The organism is Noviherbaspirillum aerium, from assembly GCF_008929045.1.
In the GTDB taxonomy this organism is placed as follows: domain Bacteria; phylum Pseudomonadota; class Gammaproteobacteria; order Burkholderiales; family Burkholderiaceae_D; genus Noviherbaspirillum; species Noviherbaspirillum aerium.
This window is the reverse complement of record NZ_VFAH01000009.1, coordinates 25,350-43,550: the sequence shown is the minus strand read 5'-3', so window position 1 is coordinate 43,550 and position 18,201 is coordinate 25,350. Positions and strand designations below refer to the sequence as shown.

Genomic DNA, 18,201 nt, shown 5'->3' with positions numbered 1-18,201 from the left:
TGAGTGTTATTAACGGAACCAGGTCATCGGCACCGTGACGATGCCGGGGAAAACGACGAACAGGGCGAGCAGCACCAGGTAGGCTGTCAGGAATGGCCAGACGCCGCGGGTGGCCCGCTCCATCGATATCTTGGCGACGCCGCACACCACGTTGAGCACGGTGCATACCGGCGGCGTGATCAGGCCGATGGTACCCACCAGCACGAACATCACGCCGAAGTAGGTGGCGTCGATGCCGGCCTTGACGGCGATCGGCATCATCACCGGCGCCATGACAAGGATGGTCGGCGTCAGGTCCATCACGATGCCGACCGCCAGCAGGAGCAGCATCATTGCCGCCATCATCAGGCGCGGATCGTCCATCAACGGCTGCAGCATGTCGATCAGCTGCGCCGGCAGGTCGGCCAGCGTGACCATGTAGGACGACACCAGCGCGCCGGCGCACAGGAACATCACGATGCTGGTGGTGCGTGCCGCTTCGACCAGCAGCTTGCCGAGGATGCGGACCGTCACCTCGCGATAGACGAAGACGCTGACCGCCAGCGAGTACACCGCCGCCACCACCGCCGCTTCGGTCGGGGTGAACAGTCCGCCGCGCAGGCCGCCGATGATGATCACCGGCAGCATCAGCGCCCAGATGCCGTCGACCAGCGCATGCTTGCGCTCGGCCCAGCTTGCCTCGGGCTGCGCCTTCACATTCATGCGCGGCGTCAGCGTGGCCCAGACGCCGATCAGGACGGCGCCCATCAGCAGGCCCGGCACGATACCAGCGAGGAACAAGGCGCTGATCGAGGTATTGGTGGCAACGCCGAAAATGATGAAGGACATCGACGGCGGAATGATGGGCGCGATGATGCCGCCGGAAGCGATCAGCCCCGCGCTCTCCGGCACCGGGTAGCCGTTGTCGCGCATCATCGGGATCAGCAGCGTGGCCAGCGCCGCCGTGTCGGCGATGGCCGAGCCGGACAGGCTGGCGAGCAGCACCGATGCGCCGATGGCCACATAGCCGAGTCCGCCGCGGATGTGGCCGACGAGGCTTACCGCCAGATTGATGATGCGCCGCGAAATGCCGCCGGCATTCATGAGTTCACCGGCGAGAATGAAGAACGGCACCGCCATCAGTGGGAAGTTGTCGGCGCCGGACAGCATGTTCTGCGCCACCAACTGGGCGTCGAAGAAGTCGAGATGCACCATCAGCGCCACGCCGGTCAGCAGCAGGGCGAAGGCGATCGGCATACCGAGGCTCATCAGCAGCGTCAGCGCGCCAAGGAATATTCCCATCGTCATGTCACACCTCCCTCGGCAGTTCCGCATGCGCGGCGGACGGTGGCGCGCCATGCGATTCGGTCGTCGATCCCGGGACCACGGCGCGCGGATCGTTGCGGATGATGCGCCACAGGTTCATGCCGACGATCAGCATCATCGATGCCGCGCACAGCAGGCCGGAACCGGCCATGAGCGCGGTCGGATAGCCGAGCACCGTCGAGTAGGTGTTCAGTCCGATCACGGTCTGGGTCCAGCTGCCGTCGAGGAACAGCCACAGGCCGTAGAGCATCAGCAGATGGCTGATGACGGCGCAGGTACGGCGCAGCGCCGGCGGCAGCTTGGCCTGAACCATTTCCATGCCGAGATGGGCATGCTGGCGCAGCGCGAGGACGGCGCCGAGGAAGATCAGCCAGACGAACATCAGTCGTGAGATTTCCTCGCCCCAGGCGATGCCGGAACTGAATGCATAGCGCAGCACCACGTTGCCGAACACCAGCACCACCATGATGGCCAGCGCCAGGCCCATCAGCCATTCGACGAGATTTTCCGCACGCAGGACAAGGCGTCTCATTTCTCCTCCCCGGATGTTTGCTGTTGCTCGTGTTGTTGCTGTTGCTGTTGCAGGTGCCGCAGCGCCTGATCGATCAGGGCGTCGGGCGGATTGCCGATATCGACGCGCAGGCCGAATTCGTCGGGCTGCAGCGGCTCGAGGTCGCGGAACTGGCTGTCGAGCAGCGTCACCGGCATGAAGTGATCGGCACGGGCCTGCATGCGTTTGGCGATGAGGTCGCGGTCGCCGTGCAGATGCAGGAAGAACAGGTTGGGGTCGCCGGCACGCAGCAGGTCGCGGTAGCGGCGCTTGAGTGCGGAACAGGACAGCACCAGGCCGCGCCCCGCATTCGCGGCTTCATTGATGCGCCGCTGGAGCAGGAGCAGCCAGCCGTGGCGGTCGGTGTCGTCAAGCGGCATGCCTGCTGCCATTTTGGCAATATTGGCGGGCGGATGATCCGAGTCGCCTTCCACATGCTCGATGCCAAGCCGCTGCGCAAGCGCGCCGCCCACCTTGCTTTTGCCGCAGCCGCTGACGCCCATGACGACCCAGCGCAGGGTTTGCGGTTGTTGATTTTTTTCCATCATCCTCGGTCACTCTCGTTGTCGTAACGCCTATGTTAGCGCTAACAGCGACCGCATTGTTGATCTGTTCACCATGCTTTGTAAAGCGCTTTTTATGCCGCATCGCAGCAAAAGTGGCTAATTGACGCCAAGAAAGCTTAACGCCGTGAATGGCCCGCCTAAGCGCCAACGCCGGTTTTTGCGCCATCTTTCCCGAGTCTTGCAGCCTTGCACCGAATCCGGTAAAACCTTGATTCATGTCCAATCGCAAGCCCCGCCCTACCCAGACCGGCCGTGTCACGCTCAGCGAAATCGCCGCGCGTGTGGGCACCAGCGCCATTACCGTGTCGCGCGTGCTCAATACGCCGCATCTCGTCTCGGAAGAGTTGCGCACGCAGATCGAGAGCGTGATCGCCGAACTCGGCTACATGCCCAACCGCGCGGCACGGGCACTGGCGCGGGCCCGCTCCGACAGCGTCGCGGTACTGATTCCCTCGCTGTCCAACACGGTGTTCACCCAGTTGCTGGAAGGCGTGCGCGACGTGCTCAACCGCGCCGGCTACCGCACCCTGATCGGCGATACCCGCTATTCGCCGGAGGAAGAGGAAAGCCTGCTGCGCGCCTATCTCGAACATTCGCCGGACGGCATCCTGATCACCGGCTTCGACCAGACCGCGGCCACGCGGGAACTGCTCAACCGCAGCCGGGTGCCGGTGGTGCACATGATGGAGCTGACGGATTCGAACGCGTATTCGGTCGGCCTCGAGCAGTTCGATGCCGGCCGCGCCATCACCCGGCACCTGCTGGAGCGCGGTTACCGGCGCATCGGTTTTCTTGGCGCGCAGCTCGATCCGCGGGTGATGGAACGCCTGGCCGGCTACCGCGCCGCGCTGCATGATGCGGGCGTCAATTACCCGGTCGGCGAACTGCTCGATCCCACGCCCTCCTCCATCGGCCTCGGCGCGACACTGCTCGACAGGCTGCTGCAGCAGGCGCCGCAGACCGATGCGCTGTTCTGCTGCAATGACGACCTTGCGCTCGGCGTGCTGTTCGAATGCCAGCGGCGCGGCATCCGCGTGCCGCAGCAGCTCGCGGTGGCCGGCTTCAACGACCTGGCGCCGGCGGCATGGGTGCATCCGGCATTGACCACGATCGCGACGCCGCGCTATGAAATCGGCCACACCGCGGCGAACATGCTGCTGCAGCTGATGAAGGGAGAGAAACCGGAACCGGCGAAAAAGGATCTTGGTTTTTCGCTGGTGGTGCGAGAGAGTACGTAATACCAATCCCGAGTCATAACGCGCCATGAGATCGATGGATTTTTTCGACTGGCGAGGCCGAGGTTGCAGACTAGAGCGGATTGCACAGAGAGACGCTCCCCTCCCCTGCAAGCGGGAGAGGGGCTGGGGGTGAGGGCGGTGTTAAAAGCTCAGGAGGCCTTGCCACCGCCCTCATCCCCAACCCTCGTTGCGCGCCCCAGGATCTACGCCGCGCCCGCGGAAGAAGGCAGCTCAGCGAAGCCCTTCTTCACTATTGGAAAAATCCGGAACCATCAGCACGCCAGCACCCCAGGTCGGCATTTCTCCAGCAGATGCGATGAACGCCTATTCCAGCTCCGCGATCAGCGCCACGATTTCCTCGCCATAAGTCTGCAGCTTCTTCTCCCCCACGCCCGACACATGCCGCAAGTCGTCCAGCGACGTCGGACGGTTCTTCGCGATCTCGCGCATGGTCGCGTCATGGAAGATCACGTAGGCAGGCACATTGTGCTTGCGTGCCGTTTCGACGCGCCACCAGCGCAGCTTCTCGAATACCGACTGTTCGGCGCTCGACAGGTCGGCCTCGACATAGCCCTTCGACCTGACCGCTTCGCGCCGCTTCTTGACCGGTTTCTGGTATTGCCGCAGCTGTATCTTGCGCTCCCCTTTCAATACGGGCCGCGCTTCGTCCGTGAGCTTGAGCGAGCCGTAGGCATCATGATCGACCATCACCAGGCTGAGCGCGATCGCCTGCCGCAGGATCGCGCGCCATTCCGCTTCGCTGACCTCGCTGCCGATGCCGAAGGTGGACAGCTTGTCATGCCGCCACTGCTTGACCTTGTCGGAATCGATGCCGCGCAGGACATCGATCACATGGCCCGCGCCGAAGCGCTGGTCGACGCGGTAGATGGTGGACAGCAGCTTCTGCATCGGCACCGTGCCGTCGAAGGACACCGGCGGATTGAGGCAGATGTCGCAGTTGCCGCAGGGCGTGGATGACTGGCCGAAGTAATCGAGCAGGCGCACGCGCCGGCAATTGAGGGTTTCGCACAGGCCGAGCATCGCATCGAGCTTGGCCGACTGCACCCGCTTGAAATTGTCGTCGGCCTCGGATTCGTCGATCATGCGGCGCTGCTGCACCACATCCTGCAAGCCGTAGGCCATCCAGGCATCGGCCGGCGCTCCGTCGCGGCCGGCGCGGCCGGTCTCCTGGTAATAGCCCTCGATGCTCTTGGGCAGATCGAGATGGGCGACGAAACGCACGTCGGGCTTGTCGATGCCCATGCCGAACGCGATCGTCGCCACCATCACGATGGCTTCCTCGCGCAGGAAGCGCGCCTGGTTGGCGGTGCGCACCGGCATGTCCATGCCGGCGTGATAAGGCAAGGCATTGATGCCCTGCGACTGCAGGAACTCCGCCGTTTCCTCCACCTTCTTGCGCGACAGGCAGTACACCACGCCGGCTTCGCCCGGATGCTCCTCGTTGATGAAATCGAGCACCTGCTTGCGGGCATTGGTCTTTTCGACGATCTGGTAGCGGATGTTGGGCCGGTCGAAGGAGGAAACGAACTGCAGCGCGTCATCGAGCTGCAGCCGGTGCGCGATCTCGGCGCGGGTCTGCGGATCGGCGGTGGCGGTGAGCGCAATGCGCGGCACCTCGGGGAAGCGCTCGTGCAATACCGACAGCCGGATATATTCCGGGCGGAAATCATGGCCCCACTGCGACACGCAGTGCGCCTCGTCGATGGCAAACAGCGCAATCTTCGACGCCTCCAGCAATTCGAGGCAGCGCGGCGTCATCAAGCGCTCCGGCGCGACATAGATCAGGTCGAGCTCGCCGTTGCGCACCATGCGTTCGGTGCGCATCGCTTCCTCGAAGGTCTGGGTGGAATTGAGGAAGGCGGCGCGGACGCCGACCTCGGCCAGCGCATCGACCTGGTCCTGCATCAGCGCAATCAGTGGCGACACCACCACGCCAACGCCATCGCGCATCAGCGCCGGAATCTGATAGCAGAGGGACTTGCCGCCGCCGGTGGGCATCAGCACCAGCGCGTCGCCGCCACGGGCGACATGATTCACGATATCGGCCTGCTGGCCGCGGAACGAGGGATAACCGAAGACCGTTTCGAGGATGTGCAATGCACGGTCATTGCTAGCGTATTCAGACATGCCGCTATTTTAGAGCATGCCGACCCCGCGCTGCGCCGTTGCGGCTACGTCCCGCAACGGCGCAGCGCGGCAGTGTCATTATGCCCACACCACCCAGCCGCCGTAAGCTGAAGCAATGACAATGAAACCGAACACAATCCGGTACCAGGCGAAGATCGTGAAATCATGCGTGCTGATGTAGCGCAACAGCCAGCGCACGCACAGGAAGGCGGACACGAAGGCCGAGGCCGCGCCGATGCTGAACCATGGCAGATCGGACATTTCCAGCAGCGCGCGCTGCTTGTAGACCGAGTAGATGGTCGCTCCGAACAATGTCGGAATCGCAAGGAAAAAGGAGAACTCGGTGGCCGCCGTGCGCGACAGGCCGAACATCATGCCGCCGATGATGGTCGCGCCGGAACGGCTGGTGCCCGGAATCAGCGCGAATGCCTGCGCCAGGCCGACCTTGAGCGCATCGAGCGCCGTCATGTCGTCCACCGAGTGAACGCGGACATTGGATGGCGAATGGCGATTGCGGCGCTCGACCCAGAGGATGACCAGTCCGCCGATGATGAAGGCCATGGCCACCGGTATCGGCGCGAACAGGTGCTCGGTGATGCTTTTGCTGAAAAGCAAGCCCAGTGCCGCCGCCGGAGTGAAGCCGATGACCACGTTCAATGCAATGCGCCGCGCCTTGGGGCTGCTGCCCAGGCCGCCGATCACTTCGGCGATGCGCTTGCGGTACTCCCAGCACACCGCGAGCATCGCGCCGGCCTGGATGGCAATCTCGAATACCTTGACCTTGTCCCCGGTGAAGTTCAGCAGGCTGCCGGCCAGGATCAGGTGGCCGGTGGAAGAAATCGGCAGGAATTCCGTCAAGCCTTCGACGATACCCATGATGAGCGCCTTGAGCGCAAGCGTAAGATCCATAAGCAAACTGTGTTCGGGTCAAAAGTTCAGGTCAATAAAAAACCCGCGGGAAGTGACGCCGCGCGGGCCGGACGAAAAGCCGGGGATTATTTCACCGGCTCGAAAGTTACCACAACGGCATCTTGCCTCATCGCAATTCCAGTCGGGATGAAACTGGTGCCCGCATACCGCAGGTCTTCGGGACGGAAGCTGTAGAGCGGCATGTCCATCAGCAGCTGCTCGGCGATGAAGCTGCCGATCCGCGTGGCCTGGCCGGAATACGCCGGGTCCAGGCCGTTGATGTTCAGTCCCTCGACACGCGGCTCGGCCAGCACCACCGCGTGCCGCGCCATGTCCACCTGCGGGCGCCCTGAAATGGCGACATTGCCATTCCAGGAACGATTGATCAGCGGCGGCGAGATCGAGATATCCATGCTGGTCAGGATGCGATTGCCTTCCGGCTGCAGCGACACGCGCGGATTGGTGACGCGCATGTCCAGCAGCTGCAGAAAGCGGTTGTTGAACGGGAAGCGCTGGGAAATCGATTCCTGCAGCTTCGCCAGAGGAATCTCGCGCGTCTGCGGCCCCATCAGCGTGGCGCAGGAGGCCAGCAGCAGGGCGAACAGCACTGCGCATGATGGACCCAGGCAGCCTTTCAGGTCCAAGCGGAATTTCATTTTCCCTCCATAGCCTTTCAACGGTCCGCCGATGTCAGCCATTCCAGCCGCGTCAGGAAATGCATCGCCTGCTCGTTCGACTCGCCGCACATTTCCTGCGTCGCCTGCAGACTTTCGCACACCGCCGGCCGTTCGGGTTTGCCGAAAATCATGCATTGATTCAACTTGCCGAGCTGAATGCAACGCACGCCGGCGGGCTTGCCGTCCGGCATGCCCGGGATCGCGGAAGAGATGGAAGGCGCGATGCAGCAGGCGCCGCACCCTGTCCTGCAGGACAAATTGCTCATGGCATCGGAAACGAAAGAAGCAAAAGCCGCCTGTCGCGAAGATTGCTTAAATGAGATACCGGGCGGCTTGCTTCCCGGTTTTGCAGTATTGACATTGATCGCTGCGGCGGCATGCATTGGAAGACGCTGCGATTCTACCGGCTATCGGCCCGAACTTGCTGTCGATCTGCTGAAGGTTTGCTGACGATCCGCTGAATGTCGCCAAATGTTCCCTGAAGCTTTGCCAATGGCGTTCTCCGACGGCAGCGCTCCGCCCGGCCGGTATAAATAATGTCCGGCAAATGCCTTGACGCTGCCAGGACCGGACCTTATATTACTGACTCGTAAGTAAGTTATTTGCACTCTTTATTTCCTACATGAATTGCCCTTTCAAAAAACCTCGCTGGACCCGGCGCAAGGAAGCGCGTCCGCAGGAATTGCTTGCGGCTGCGCTCGATCTGTTCGTGGAACGCGGTTATGCGGCAACCCGCCTCGATGATGTGGCTGCCCAGGCTGGCGTGTCGAAAGGCACCCTCTATCTGTATTTCGCGAACAAGGAAGAACTGTTCAAGGCGGTGGTGCGCGAAAACGTGGTGCCGGTGCTGGGCGAGGCGGAAGAGATCGTGGACAGTTTCCAGGGTCCGACGGCGGAATTGTTTCATCATATCGCCCATGGCTGGTGGGAGCGCATGGGCAATACCAAGCTGTCCGGCATTACCAAGCTGATGGTGGCGGAATCGAGCAATTTTCCGGAAGTGGCCACGTTCTATCATGACGAGGTGATCACCCGCGGCAATGCCATGATCGCCCGCATGCTCGAGCGCGGCATCGAGCGCGGCGAGTTCCGCAATATCGATGTCAAGCAGGCGATGAACGTGCTGTGCGCGCCGATGATCATGCTGCTGCTGTGGAAGCACTCCTTTGGCGCGCTTGGCCACGGCGAAGCCGCGATGTCGCCGGAAAAGTATCTCAACTGCTTCATCGATCTCCTCCTGCACGGCGTGCTCCAGCCTGCAGCCATGCCGTCTTCCTGATGGAATCATCATGCTGAAAAGACGTTCGTTCTGGATCATTCTCGCCGTCTGCCTGCTGGCGGCCGGCATCGCGGCTGCCATGCTGATGAAGCCCGCCGCCAGCAAGGCGCCGCAAACCGCGGCGGCCACGGCAGCCCAGCCGGCCGTGATGGAATTCCTGCCCACCGATGTGATGCAGGTGCAGGCCGGCGAGCTGCGCCGGCTGATGCCGCTGTCCGGTTCGCTGCGCGCCGTCAACCAGGTCAGCGTCAAGGCGCGCGTGCCGGGCGACGTGCGCGAGGTGCTGGTGCGCGAAGGCGAAGCGGTGAAGGCCGGCCAGGTGCTGGTGCGCATGGATGCCAGCGACTACCAGGCGCGCGTCGGCCAGGCGCAGGGCGCGCTGGCGGCTGCGCGCGGCCAGCTGGAGATTGCCACCAAGGCGCGCGACAACAACCGCGCACTGCTCGACAAGGGCTTCATTTCCCGCAATGCCTTCGACAACGCCGCCAGCCAGTACGACATCGCCCGCGCCAATGTGGAGTCGGCGCGCGGCGCGCTCGATGTGGCGCAGAAGGCGCTGGCCGACACGGTGATCAAGTCGCCGATGGCCGGCCTGGTGAGCATGCGCTCGGTGCAGCCGGGCGAGAAAGTGTCGGCCGACAACCGCCTGCTGGATGTGGTCGATCTCGGCCAGATGGAAATGGAAGCCGCGGTGCCCGCATCGGAAATCGGCAGCGTGGCGCTTGGCCAGGAGGTGGAAGTGAAAGTGGAAGGCCAGTCCCGGCCCTTCCCCGGCAAGGTCGCCCGCATCAATCCGGCAACGCAGTCGGGCTCGCGCTCCATCCTGGTCTATGTGCAGATTCCCAATGCCGACAATGCCTTGCGGGTAGGCATGTTCGGCGAGGCGCAGCTGGTGCTGGCGAAGAAGAGCGGCGTGCTGACCGTGCCGCGCACCGCGATCCAGCGCGACGGCGGCCAGCCCTACGTCTATGCGATCGAGGCCGGCAAGCTGACGCGCCGTACCGTGACGATTGGCGAGAGCGGCGACAGCGGCGGCGTCGAGACAGTCGAGATTACTGCCGGACTCGACAGCGGAATGCAGATCGTGAGAACCAACCTGGGCGTGCTGCGCACCGGCACGGTGGTCAGGCTCGTCGGCAACGGCAGCCAGCCGGCCGCTAGCATGCCGGCCATCGGACTGCCGGCCACGACGACCCAGTAACGACGCAAGGGCAACCGAACAACTACCCGGCGCGGCGGCGCAAGCACCGCGCTGAACAAAGGCAAACACCATGTGGTTCACCCGCATAAGCATCGGCAATCCGGTTCTCGCCACCATGATGATGATGGTGCTGGTCGTGCTCGGGCTGTTTTCCTACCAACGCCTGCGGGTCGACCAGTTCCCCGACATTACCTTTCCCGTGGTCGTGGTGCAGACCGAGTATCCGGGTGCCTCGCCGGAGACGGTGGAATCCGACATCACCCGCAAGGTCGAGGAAACCGTCAACACCATCAACGGCATCAAGAACCTGTATTCCCGCTCCTATGAAGGCAGCTCGGTGGTCATCATCGAGTTCGACCTGACCATCGATCCGGCGCAGGCGGCGCAGGACGTGCGCGAGAAGGTTGCGTTGGTGAAGACGCTGTTCCGGCGCGAGGTCAAGGAGCCGCGCGTGATGCGCTTCGATCCGGCCGACCAGCCCATCATGTCGATCGCGGTCACCAGCGATCCTGCGGTGCGCCAGCGCGACATGCGCGAACTCACCACCATCGCCGACCAAGTGGTCAAGAAGCGGCTCGAGAATGTGCGCGGCGTCGGCTCGGTCACGCTGGTGGGCGGCGTCAAGCGCGAGATCCAGATCTATGTGCGTCCCGGCGAGATGGAAGCGCTGGGCATCGGCATCGACCAGGTGATGAACGCGTTGCGCAACGAGAACCAGGAGCTGCCGACCGGCGCCATCCGCTCGGCCGCCGACGAAAAGGTGGTGCAGATCCAGGGCAAGGTGAAGAATCCGCAGGACTTCAACCGCATCATCGTCGCCCGGCGCGGCGGCCAGCCGGTCACGCTGTCGCAGATCGCCACCGTGGTCGACGGCCAGGAAGAACAGGAAAGCCTGGCGCTCTACAACGGCAAGCGCACGCTGGCGGTGTCGATCCTGAAGGCCCAGGGCCAGAACACCATCGACGTCGCCGACGGCATGAAGGAAGCGATCCGCGACCTGGAGCCGCGCCTGCAGGCGCTCTACCCCGGCGTGAAGATTGAAATGATCAAGGACAGTTCGCGCCAGATCCGCACCGGCGTCGACAACGTGCGCCGCACCATGATCGAAGGCGCGGCGCTGACCATTCTCATCGTCTTCCTGTTCCTCAATTCCTGGCGCTCGACCGTGATCACCGGCCTCACCCTGCCGGTGGCCATCATCGGCACCTTCCTGTTCATGTACATCTTCGGCTTCACCATCAACATGATCACGCTGATGGCGCTGTCGCTGTGCGTGGGCCTCTTGATCGACGATGCGATCGTGGTGCGGGAAAACATCGTGCGCCATGCCGGCATGAAGGTGAACGGCCGCTTCAAGGACCATCGCACCGCCTCGCTGCAAGGCACCGCGGAGATCGGCCTGGCGGTGCTGGCCACCACCTTTTCCATTGTCGCGGTGTTCCTGCCGGTCGGCTTCATGGGCGGCATCATCGGCCGCTTCTTCCACCAGTTCGGCATCACCGTCGTGGCGGCGGTGCTGATCTCGATGTTCGTGTCCTTCACGCTGGACCCGATGCTGTCCTCGGTCTGGAAGGATCCGGCGGTGCATGGCATGCAGGATGACAAGAGCCTGTACGGCCGCACCATCGGCCGCGTGCTGGCCTGGTTCGACCGGCTGGTGCAGTGGATGTCGCGCACCTACCAGAACCTGCTCGCCTGGTCGCTCAGGCGCCGGATGGCGACGCTGCTGATCGCCGTCGCCACCTTCTTCGCCGGCCTGGCGATTCCGGCTTCCGGCCTGATCGGCACCGAGTTCGTGCCGCAGGGCGATTACTCGGAAATGGGCGTGACCTATTACACCCCGGTCGGCTCCTCGCTGGAATTCACCGAGTCGAAAACGCGCCAGGTCGAAGGCGTGCTGCGCGAATTCCCGGAAGTGCGCGACTTCTACACCACCGTCAACACCGGCTCGGCGCAGGGCAGGAATTACGCGACCACCTTCATCCGGCTGGCGCCGCGCGGCGAGCGCGAGCGCAGCACCCGCCAGCTGGCCGATCCGATGCGCCAGCGCCTGCTGCAGGTGGCCGGCGTCACCATTACGCATGTCGGCTCGCTCGACGGCGTGGGCGGCGACAACAAGCAGCTGCGCCTGAGCCTGCAGGGCACCGACCTCAAGCAGCTGGCGCGGCTCACCGACGAGGCGATGGCCAAGATCCGCGCCATTCCCGGCGTGGTCGATATCGATTCCAGTTTGAAGGCGGAAAAGCCGACCATCTCGGTCGAACCCAAGCGCGACATCGGCGCCGACCTCGGCGTCGGCGTGGCGCAGATCGGCAATGCGCTGCGGCCCCTGCTGGCGGGCGACGAGACCACCACCTGGCGCGCGCCGGATGACGAGAATTACAACGTCAAGGTGCGTCTCGCCCCGTCCGACCGCGACAATGCCGACGACCTCTCGCGCCTGATGCTGGCCAGCTCCCAGACCAACGCCGACGGCACGCCGAAGATGGTGCCGCTGCGCCAGGTGGCAACCATCATGCCGTCGACCGGGGCCAACCAGATCAACCGGCGCGACCTGAACCGCGAAGTCGAACTGTCGGCCAACGTGGTCGGGCGCTCGCCGGGCGAAGTGAGCGCGGAAGTGCGCCGCGTGCTCGACGCCATGAACTGGCAGCCGGGCTACCGCTATCAGATGGGCGGCTCGACCAAGAGCATGCAGGAGTCGTTCGGCTATGCGCTGTCGGCGCTGTTGCTGGCCATTATCTTCATCTACATGATCCTGGCCTCGCAGTTCGCCAGCTTCCTGCAGCCGGTGGCCATCATGTCGGCATTGCCGATGACGCTGATCGGCGTGTTCCTGGCGCTGATGGTTTTCCGCTCGACGCTGAACATGTTTTCCATCATCGGCTTCATCATGCTGATGGGGCTGGTGACCAAGAATGCGATCCTGCTGGTCGACTTCGCCAACCAGGCGCGCAAGGCCGGCGCCGACCGCACCTCCGCCCTGCTCGAAGCCGCGCACGTGCGCCTGCGCCCGATCCTGATGACCACGCTGGCGATGGTGTTCGGCATGGTGCCGCTGGCCTTCGGCATGGGCGAGGGTTCCGAGCAGCGCGCGCCGATGGGCCAGGCGGTCATCGGCGGCATTATCACTTCGTCATTGCTGACCCTGGTGGTGGTGCCGGTGATCTATACCTATCTTGACGATTTCGCGACATGGGCAAGGCGCAAATGGCATGGCGATACGGCTGACGTGCATCAGGGAAAGCCCGCAACGCCGGTGCTTCAAAGCAAAAACAGCGATGCCGTTTGATAAAATAGCGAGTTTGTTTCCAACCCCTTTCTGAGTCTCTGGTCCTGACATGAATATCGAAAAAGCCCGTTTCAACATGATCGAACAGCAAATCCGTCCCTGGGATGTGCTGTCCCCGGACGTCCTCGACATGCTGGTGGTGGTCAAGCGCGAGGCATTCGTGCCCGAAGCCCACAAGAGCCTGGCCTTCGTCGATTCCGAAATCCCGCTGCCGGGCGGCGAATCGATGTTCGCGCCGAAGATGGAAGCGCGCATCATGGAGGAACTGAAGGTCAGGAAACACGAGAGCGTGCTGGAAATCGGCGCCGGCAGCGGCTACATGGCCGCGCTGCTGGCGCACAAGGCGCGCCACGTGACCACCGTTGAAATCAATCCCGAGCTCAAGGCCATGGCGGAAAAGAACCTGTCGGCCTACGGCGTGACCAATGTCGACGTGGTCCAGGGCAACGGCGCCCAGGGCTGGGGCGATGCGCAGTACGACGTGATCGTGATCTCCGGCTCGCTGCCGGTGCTGCCGGAAAAATTCCTGCAGCAGCTCAAGGTCGGCGGCCGCCTGTTCTCCATCGTCGGCGTGCCCCCGGTCATGACGGCGCAAGTCATCACCCGCACGTCCGACAGCGCCTGGGACACCGTCAAGGTCTTCGAGACCAACGTCAAGCAGCTGCGCGAAGCCATCCTGCCGCCGGCTTTCACTTTCTGACATCCGGACTCCATCCGGATCAACCGAGATCAATGCCATGCAAACACTGACCGCCCCCGAACTGGCCGCCTGGCTCGCCGATGCCTCGCGCGCCAAGCCGGTGCTGCTCGACGTGCGCGAACCCTGGGAATTCCAGACCTGCCACATCGAGGGCTCGGTGCCCATCCCGATGAACTCGATTCCCGCGCGCATGCAGGAGCTCGATGACGACACCCCCATCGTCTGCATCTGCCACCATGGCGCGCGCAGCATGTCGGTGGCCGCGTTCCTCGAACGCAACGGGTTTTCGCAGGTGATCAACCTGACCGGCGGCGTCCATGCCTGGGCGCTGCAGGTCGACAATGCCATGCCCACGTACTAGAGCATTTTCGGTATGACTGTACTGACGATGCCGGAACATTTGCCCACAGTACTGCGTTGTGTCTCCTTGCCATGGCCCCGCCATGTCGCGTCACCACGCCTTGTCCTGCGCGCACATCTTCTCGGCCTCGCCTATTCCAGTCAAGCCGAAAACACTCTAATCATCGTTTCACTGACTCCCCGGGAGAACACGTAATGCGGAAGACCGTACTCGCCACCCTGCTTGCCGGCAGTTTCCTGTCGCTCAATGCGCATGCCATCGATCTGCTGCAGGTCTACCGGGAAGCGCTGGCGAACGATGCCGTCTACGCTAGCGCCCGCGCCACGCTGGCCGCGGGCCAGGAACGCGAGGTACAGGGCCGCGCCGGACTGCTGCCGCAGATCGGCGTCGGCGGCAACGTCAACCGCACCAATGCCGACATCAGCGCCGCCGGCGCGGAAATCGGCAGGAACTTCACCGCCCGGGGCTATTCGGTGTCGCTGTCGCAGCCGCTGTTCCGCGTGGCCAACTGGGAGCAGTACCAGCAGGGCAAGCTGTCGGTCGCGGCCAGCGAGGCGGCCTTCGCCCAGGCGCAGCAGGACCTGATCGTGCGCGTCTCGCAAGCCTATTTCGATGTGCTGGCCTCGCAGGATGCGCTGGCCTCGGTGCAGGCCCAGAAGACCGCGATTACCGAGCAGCTGGCTTCGGCCAAGCGCAATTTCGAGGTCGGCACTTCCACCATCACCGACACCCATGAGGCGCAGGCGCGCTACGACCTGGTGATCGCCCAGGAATTCGCCGCGCAGAACGACCTGGAGATCAAGCGCAGCGCGCTGCAGCAGATCATCGGCAAGCCGAGCGGGGAACTGGCCACGCTGCGCTCCGGCGTGCAAATCGGCGCGCCGGAACCGGCCAATCTCGACACCTGGGTGCGAAGCGCGGAACAGCAGAATTTCAGCGTCGTGGGCCAGCAGCTGGCGCTGGAAATTGCGCGCCGCGAGATCAGGCGCAGCCGCGCCGGCCATTATCCGACGGTAGACCTGGTCGCCAGCCGCAGCCACAGCAACCAGACCGGCAGCGTCACCTCCACCACCGGCACCGTGTCCGACAGCAATGCGATCGGCGTGCAGTGGAATATCCCGCTGTTCTCCGGTTTCGCGGTGGACAGCCGGGTACGCGAAACGATTGCGCTGGAAGATCGCACCCGCTCCGACCTGGAGAATGCCCGCCGCGTCGCCGCACAGGGCGCCCGCCAGGCTTTCCTCGGCGTCAATTCCGGGCTGGCGCAGGTGCGTGCGCTGGAAGCGGCGGAAGTCTCGAGCCAGTCGGCGCTGGAATCCAACCGCCTCGGCTACCAGGTCGGCGTACGCATCAATATCGACGTGCTCAATGCGCAGCAGCAGCTGTACTCGACGCGCCGCGATCTGGCGCGTGCCCGCTACGACGCGATCGTCAACAGCCTGCGCCTGAAATCGGCGGCCGGCATTCTCAAGGAAGAAGACCTGCTGCAGGTGAACGGCCTGCTGCAGCACTGATCAAGTTCTTGCATCGGCGTGGCGGTTCGCTCAGGCGGCCGGCGCCGGCACCGGCGGCGCCGCCACTGCCGCGTGGTTCTGCAGCAGCGACCTGATCTTCTCCGCCGGACGCGGCTCCGCGAAATAATAGCCCTGCACGATGTCGCAGCCGGCGCCGCGCAGGAATTCCAGCTGCTGCACGGTTTCCACACCCTCCGCCACGACCGACAATCCCAGCCGGTGCGCCATCGCGATGATCGCGCTGGTGATCGCCTCGTCATCGCCGTCGCCGGGTATGTCGCGCACGAAAGTGCGATCGATCTTGAGCTGATCGATGGGAAAGCGCTTCAGGTAGGCCATCGAGGAATAGCCGGTGCCGAAGTCGTCGATGGCCAGGCGCATGCCTTCGGTCTGCAGCCTGTGCAGCAGCTCGACATTGTCGTGCACGTTATCCATCAGCACGCTTTCGGTGATTTCCAGCTCCAGCCGCGAAGGTGCGAGGCCGGCCTCGCGCAGCGCTTCGACGATGTCATGCATCAGGTGCGGGTCGCGGGTCTGGCGCGCCGACAGGTTGACCGACATGGTCAGCGGCGGCAGTCCCTGGTCGCGCCATGCGGCCGCCTGCAGGCAGGCATTGCGCAGCACCCAGCGGCCGATGGGCACGATCAATCCGCTGTCTTCGGCGATCGGAATGAAATCGTTCGGGCTGATCATTCCCTGTTCCGGGTGATTCCAGCGCAGCAGGGCCTCGACACCTGTCACGCGGCCGTCCGCGAGGCTTAGCTGCGGCTGGTAGTACAGTTCAAACTCGTTGCGCTCGAGCGCCTTGCGCAGGCTGGTTTCCAGCGAGAGCCGGTTGCGCACGCGGCGGTCTAGCTCGGGATGGAATTTCTCGAAGGCATTCTTGCCTTTTCCCTTGGCCTGATACATCGCGGCATCGGCATTGCGGGTGAGCGTCTCGATATCGGCGCCATCCTGCGGGCAGCAGCTGATGCCGATGCTGGCCGTGACATAGATTTCCTGTCCTTCGAGATCGAAGGGCGCGCCCAGGGCCGAGAGTATCCGCTGCGCCACCATGGTGCCTTCGACGGCGGAGGCATGGAGAATGATGGCGAATTCATCGCCGCCGGTGCGGCAGACGATGTCATCGCTGCGCATGCATTCCATCAGCCGCCGCGCCACCAGCTTGAGCAGCAGGTCGCCGCAGTGATGGCCGAGCGTATCGTTGACGATCTTGAAATTGTCGAGGTCGAGCAGCAGCAGTCCGGCGCCGCCGCCGTCGCGCCCGACCTTGCCGAGCGTTTCCGCCAGGCGTTCATTGAAGGTATGCCTGTTGGGCAGGCCGGTGACGGGATCGACGTGCGCCAGATAGTCCAGATGCGCCTCGGTGCGCTTGACCACCCTGCGCATGCGCGCCACCAGCAGATAGGCGATCCCCAGCGAACCGACGGCAATCAGCAGCATCATGCCGGCATAAGCGGCCGTGCGCGCATAGAGCGACGAGGTGCTTGCGCGTATCGCCACCAGGCCGATGCGCTGCCGGTCGGCCTGCACCGGCCGCACCAGCCGCAGGTGGCGGACGCCGAAATAATGCCCTTCCTCGATCAGATCCGGCGAAGGCTCCTCGATGGGCGCGAAGCCGTCGCGGCGGAACGAGGCCAGCAGTTCCCCTTTCAGGCCGTAGATGCCGGCGGCTTCCACGCTGGGGGAAGCCGACAGCACGGCCAGCGTTTCGCGGCCGGCATCGCCATCGCGGAACAGCACGGCCGCGGCGCTGCTCTCGCTGATGATGCGGGCCTGCACGCTGACGTCGTCAATGAGTGCGCTGCGCAGCGACAGGAACTGGAAAAGGATCAGCAGCATGCTGGCGACCAGCAGCGCGGCGCCAGCCGTCGCCAGGTTGGCGATTTCCATCCAGCGGCCGAGGCGCAAGGGCTTGAAATTGTCGGATGGCTGCATACTCATTGCACGCTCCGCGCCAGGCGCAATAATTTCGAGCTCAGCACCAGGCGGGCATTGCGCGCGGCACGCAGATCGATATCGAACACGATCCGGCTTCCTTCGCTGGACAGGCTGACAATGCTGCCGTCATGACCGATTTCCATGTCATCCGAAATGGTAAGCACCGGCGCATTGCCGAGCGCCTTGCGGATCTGGGGCCAGCGCTCGCGGTCGGCCGCATCCGCAAAAAACAGGTGGCAGCCGCGTATGCCGTCCGGCAAGGCAAGCTGCCGCACCGCGATTTTCCGCCCCTTGATCATGCGGTCGTTGAGGCTGCTCAGCGCCGGGCGCATGGCGCTATACGGATGAACGCACAAGTTCAGCATGCCTGCCTCGAACGGCGTTTCCGCCGGCCAGTCGGTGAACAGCGCAAAGTTGTAGACGAATGCGGCCTTCAATTCGAACTCGGGCACCGGGGCGGCCGCCACGCCTCCCGCCACCAAACATCCGGCCAGAAGTTGCATCAGTCGGGACGGGATGG

Annotated in this window: 17 protein-coding genes; 8 read left to right on the top strand and 9 right to left on the bottom strand. The window is 63.8% G+C overall.

Features of this window, described 5'->3' with window-relative positions; translation table 11 throughout:
- Positions 1 to 9: 9 nt before the first annotated feature.
- From FH061_RS14505 to FH061_RS14495, 3 genes are read right to left on the bottom strand one after another with little or no spacing between them, the layout of a single operon-like run.
- The gene (locus FH061_RS14505) at positions 10 to 1,287 is read right to left on the bottom strand and encodes a TRAP transporter large permease (RefSeq protein ID WP_151636550.1); all 1,278 of its coding nucleotides are present in this window, start codon (positions 1,285 to 1,287) and stop codon (positions 10 to 12) included.
- A 1-nt stretch (position 1,288) separates the two neighbouring features.
- Positions 1,289 to 1,837, bottom strand: a complete 549-nt coding sequence (locus FH061_RS14500; protein ID WP_151636549.1) for a TRAP transporter small permease — start codon at positions 1,835 to 1,837, stop codon at positions 1,289 to 1,291.
- Entirely contained in the window at positions 1,834 to 2,403 is a 570-nt protein-coding gene (locus FH061_RS14495) for a gluconokinase (RefSeq protein WP_225984675.1), read from the bottom strand. Before FH061_RS14495 ends, FH061_RS14500 begins: the two co-directional genes overlap by 4 nt.
- A gap of 233 nt (positions 2,404 to 2,636) precedes the next feature.
- Between FH061_RS14495 and FH061_RS14490 the strand changes: the two genes are divergently transcribed.
- A complete protein-coding gene (locus FH061_RS14490) occupies positions 2,637 to 3,659 on the top strand; it encodes an HTH-type transcriptional regulator GntR (RefSeq protein ID WP_151636548.1) in 1,023 nt (340 codons plus the stop codon).
- Between the two features lie 324 nt (positions 3,660 to 3,983).
- Here FH061_RS14490 and recQ read toward each other — a convergent pair whose 3' ends face one another.
- The 4 genes from recQ to FH061_RS14470 all read right to left on the bottom strand — a co-directional run bounded on the left by recQ (position 3,984) and on the right by FH061_RS14470 (position 7,659).
- A complete protein-coding gene (gene recQ, locus FH061_RS14485) occupies positions 3,984 to 5,807 on the bottom strand; it encodes a DNA helicase RecQ (protein WP_151636547.1) in 1,824 nt (607 codons plus the stop codon).
- A gap of 78 nt (positions 5,808 to 5,885) precedes the next feature.
- Positions 5,886 to 6,716, bottom strand: a complete 831-nt coding sequence (locus FH061_RS14480) for an undecaprenyl-diphosphate phosphatase (RefSeq protein WP_151636546.1) — start codon at positions 6,714 to 6,716, stop codon at positions 5,886 to 5,888.
- A gap of 86 nt (positions 6,717 to 6,802) precedes the next feature.
- Positions 6,803 to 7,372, bottom strand: coding sequence for a DUF1439 domain-containing protein (locus FH061_RS14475; RefSeq protein WP_192805072.1), 570 nt, complete (start codon positions 7,370 to 7,372; stop codon positions 6,803 to 6,805).
- Positions 7,373 to 7,389: 17 nt separating this feature from the next.
- A complete protein-coding gene (locus FH061_RS14470; protein WP_151636544.1) occupies positions 7,390 to 7,659 on the bottom strand; it encodes a YkgJ family cysteine cluster protein in 270 nt (89 codons plus the stop codon).
- Between FH061_RS14470 and FH061_RS14465 the strand changes: the two genes are divergently transcribed.
- From FH061_RS14465 to FH061_RS14435, 7 genes are all read left to right on the top strand, one after another.
- Positions 7,583 to 7,843, top strand: coding sequence for a hypothetical protein (locus FH061_RS14465; protein WP_192805085.1), 261 nt, complete (start codon positions 7,583 to 7,585; stop codon positions 7,841 to 7,843). The two genes, FH061_RS14470 and FH061_RS14465, sit on opposite strands and share 77 nt — an antisense overlap.
- A gap of 172 nt (positions 7,844 to 8,015) precedes the next feature.
- Positions 8,016 to 8,672, top strand: a complete 657-nt coding sequence (locus FH061_RS14460) for a TetR/AcrR family transcriptional regulator (protein WP_151636542.1) — start codon at positions 8,016 to 8,018, stop codon at positions 8,670 to 8,672.
- A gap of 10 nt (positions 8,673 to 8,682) precedes the next feature.
- Positions 8,683 to 9,873 carry an efflux RND transporter periplasmic adaptor subunit gene (locus tag FH061_RS14455; RefSeq protein ID WP_225984674.1) on the top strand — a complete coding sequence of 397 codons (1,191 nt, stop codon included), beginning with the start codon at positions 8,683 to 8,685 and terminating at the stop codon, positions 9,871 to 9,873.
- A 70-nt stretch (positions 9,874 to 9,943) separates the two neighbouring features.
- On the top strand, positions 9,944 to 13,165 hold the full coding sequence (locus FH061_RS14450) for an efflux RND transporter permease subunit (protein ID WP_151636541.1): 3,222 nt from the start codon (positions 9,944 to 9,946) through the stop codon (positions 13,163 to 13,165).
- Positions 13,166 to 13,214: 49 nt separating this feature from the next.
- Positions 13,215 to 13,865, top strand: a complete 651-nt coding sequence (locus FH061_RS14445) for a protein-L-isoaspartate O-methyltransferase family protein (protein WP_151636540.1) — start codon at positions 13,215 to 13,217, stop codon at positions 13,863 to 13,865.
- Positions 13,866 to 13,902: 37 nt separating this feature from the next.
- The gene (locus tag FH061_RS14440; protein ID WP_151636539.1) at positions 13,903 to 14,226 is read left to right on the top strand and encodes a rhodanese-like domain-containing protein; all 324 of its coding nucleotides are present in this window, start codon (positions 13,903 to 13,905) and stop codon (positions 14,224 to 14,226) included.
- A gap of 194 nt (positions 14,227 to 14,420) precedes the next feature.
- Positions 14,421 to 15,740, top strand: coding sequence for a TolC family outer membrane protein (locus FH061_RS14435; protein WP_151636538.1), 1,320 nt, complete (start codon positions 14,421 to 14,423; stop codon positions 15,738 to 15,740).
- A gap of 30 nt (positions 15,741 to 15,770) precedes the next feature.
- Here FH061_RS14435 and FH061_RS14430 read toward each other — a convergent pair whose 3' ends face one another.
- Positions 15,771 to 17,684: a putative bifunctional diguanylate cyclase/phosphodiesterase gene (locus FH061_RS14430; protein WP_151636537.1), complete on the bottom strand. Its 1,914-nt coding sequence runs from the start codon at positions 17,682 to 17,684 to the stop codon at positions 15,771 to 15,773.
- On the bottom strand, positions 17,681 to 18,184 hold the full coding sequence (locus tag FH061_RS14425; protein WP_192805071.1) for a YfiR family protein: 504 nt from the start codon (positions 18,182 to 18,184) through the stop codon (positions 17,681 to 17,683). Before FH061_RS14425 ends, FH061_RS14430 begins: the two co-directional genes overlap by 4 nt.
- Positions 18,185 to 18,201: the final 17 nt, after the last annotated feature.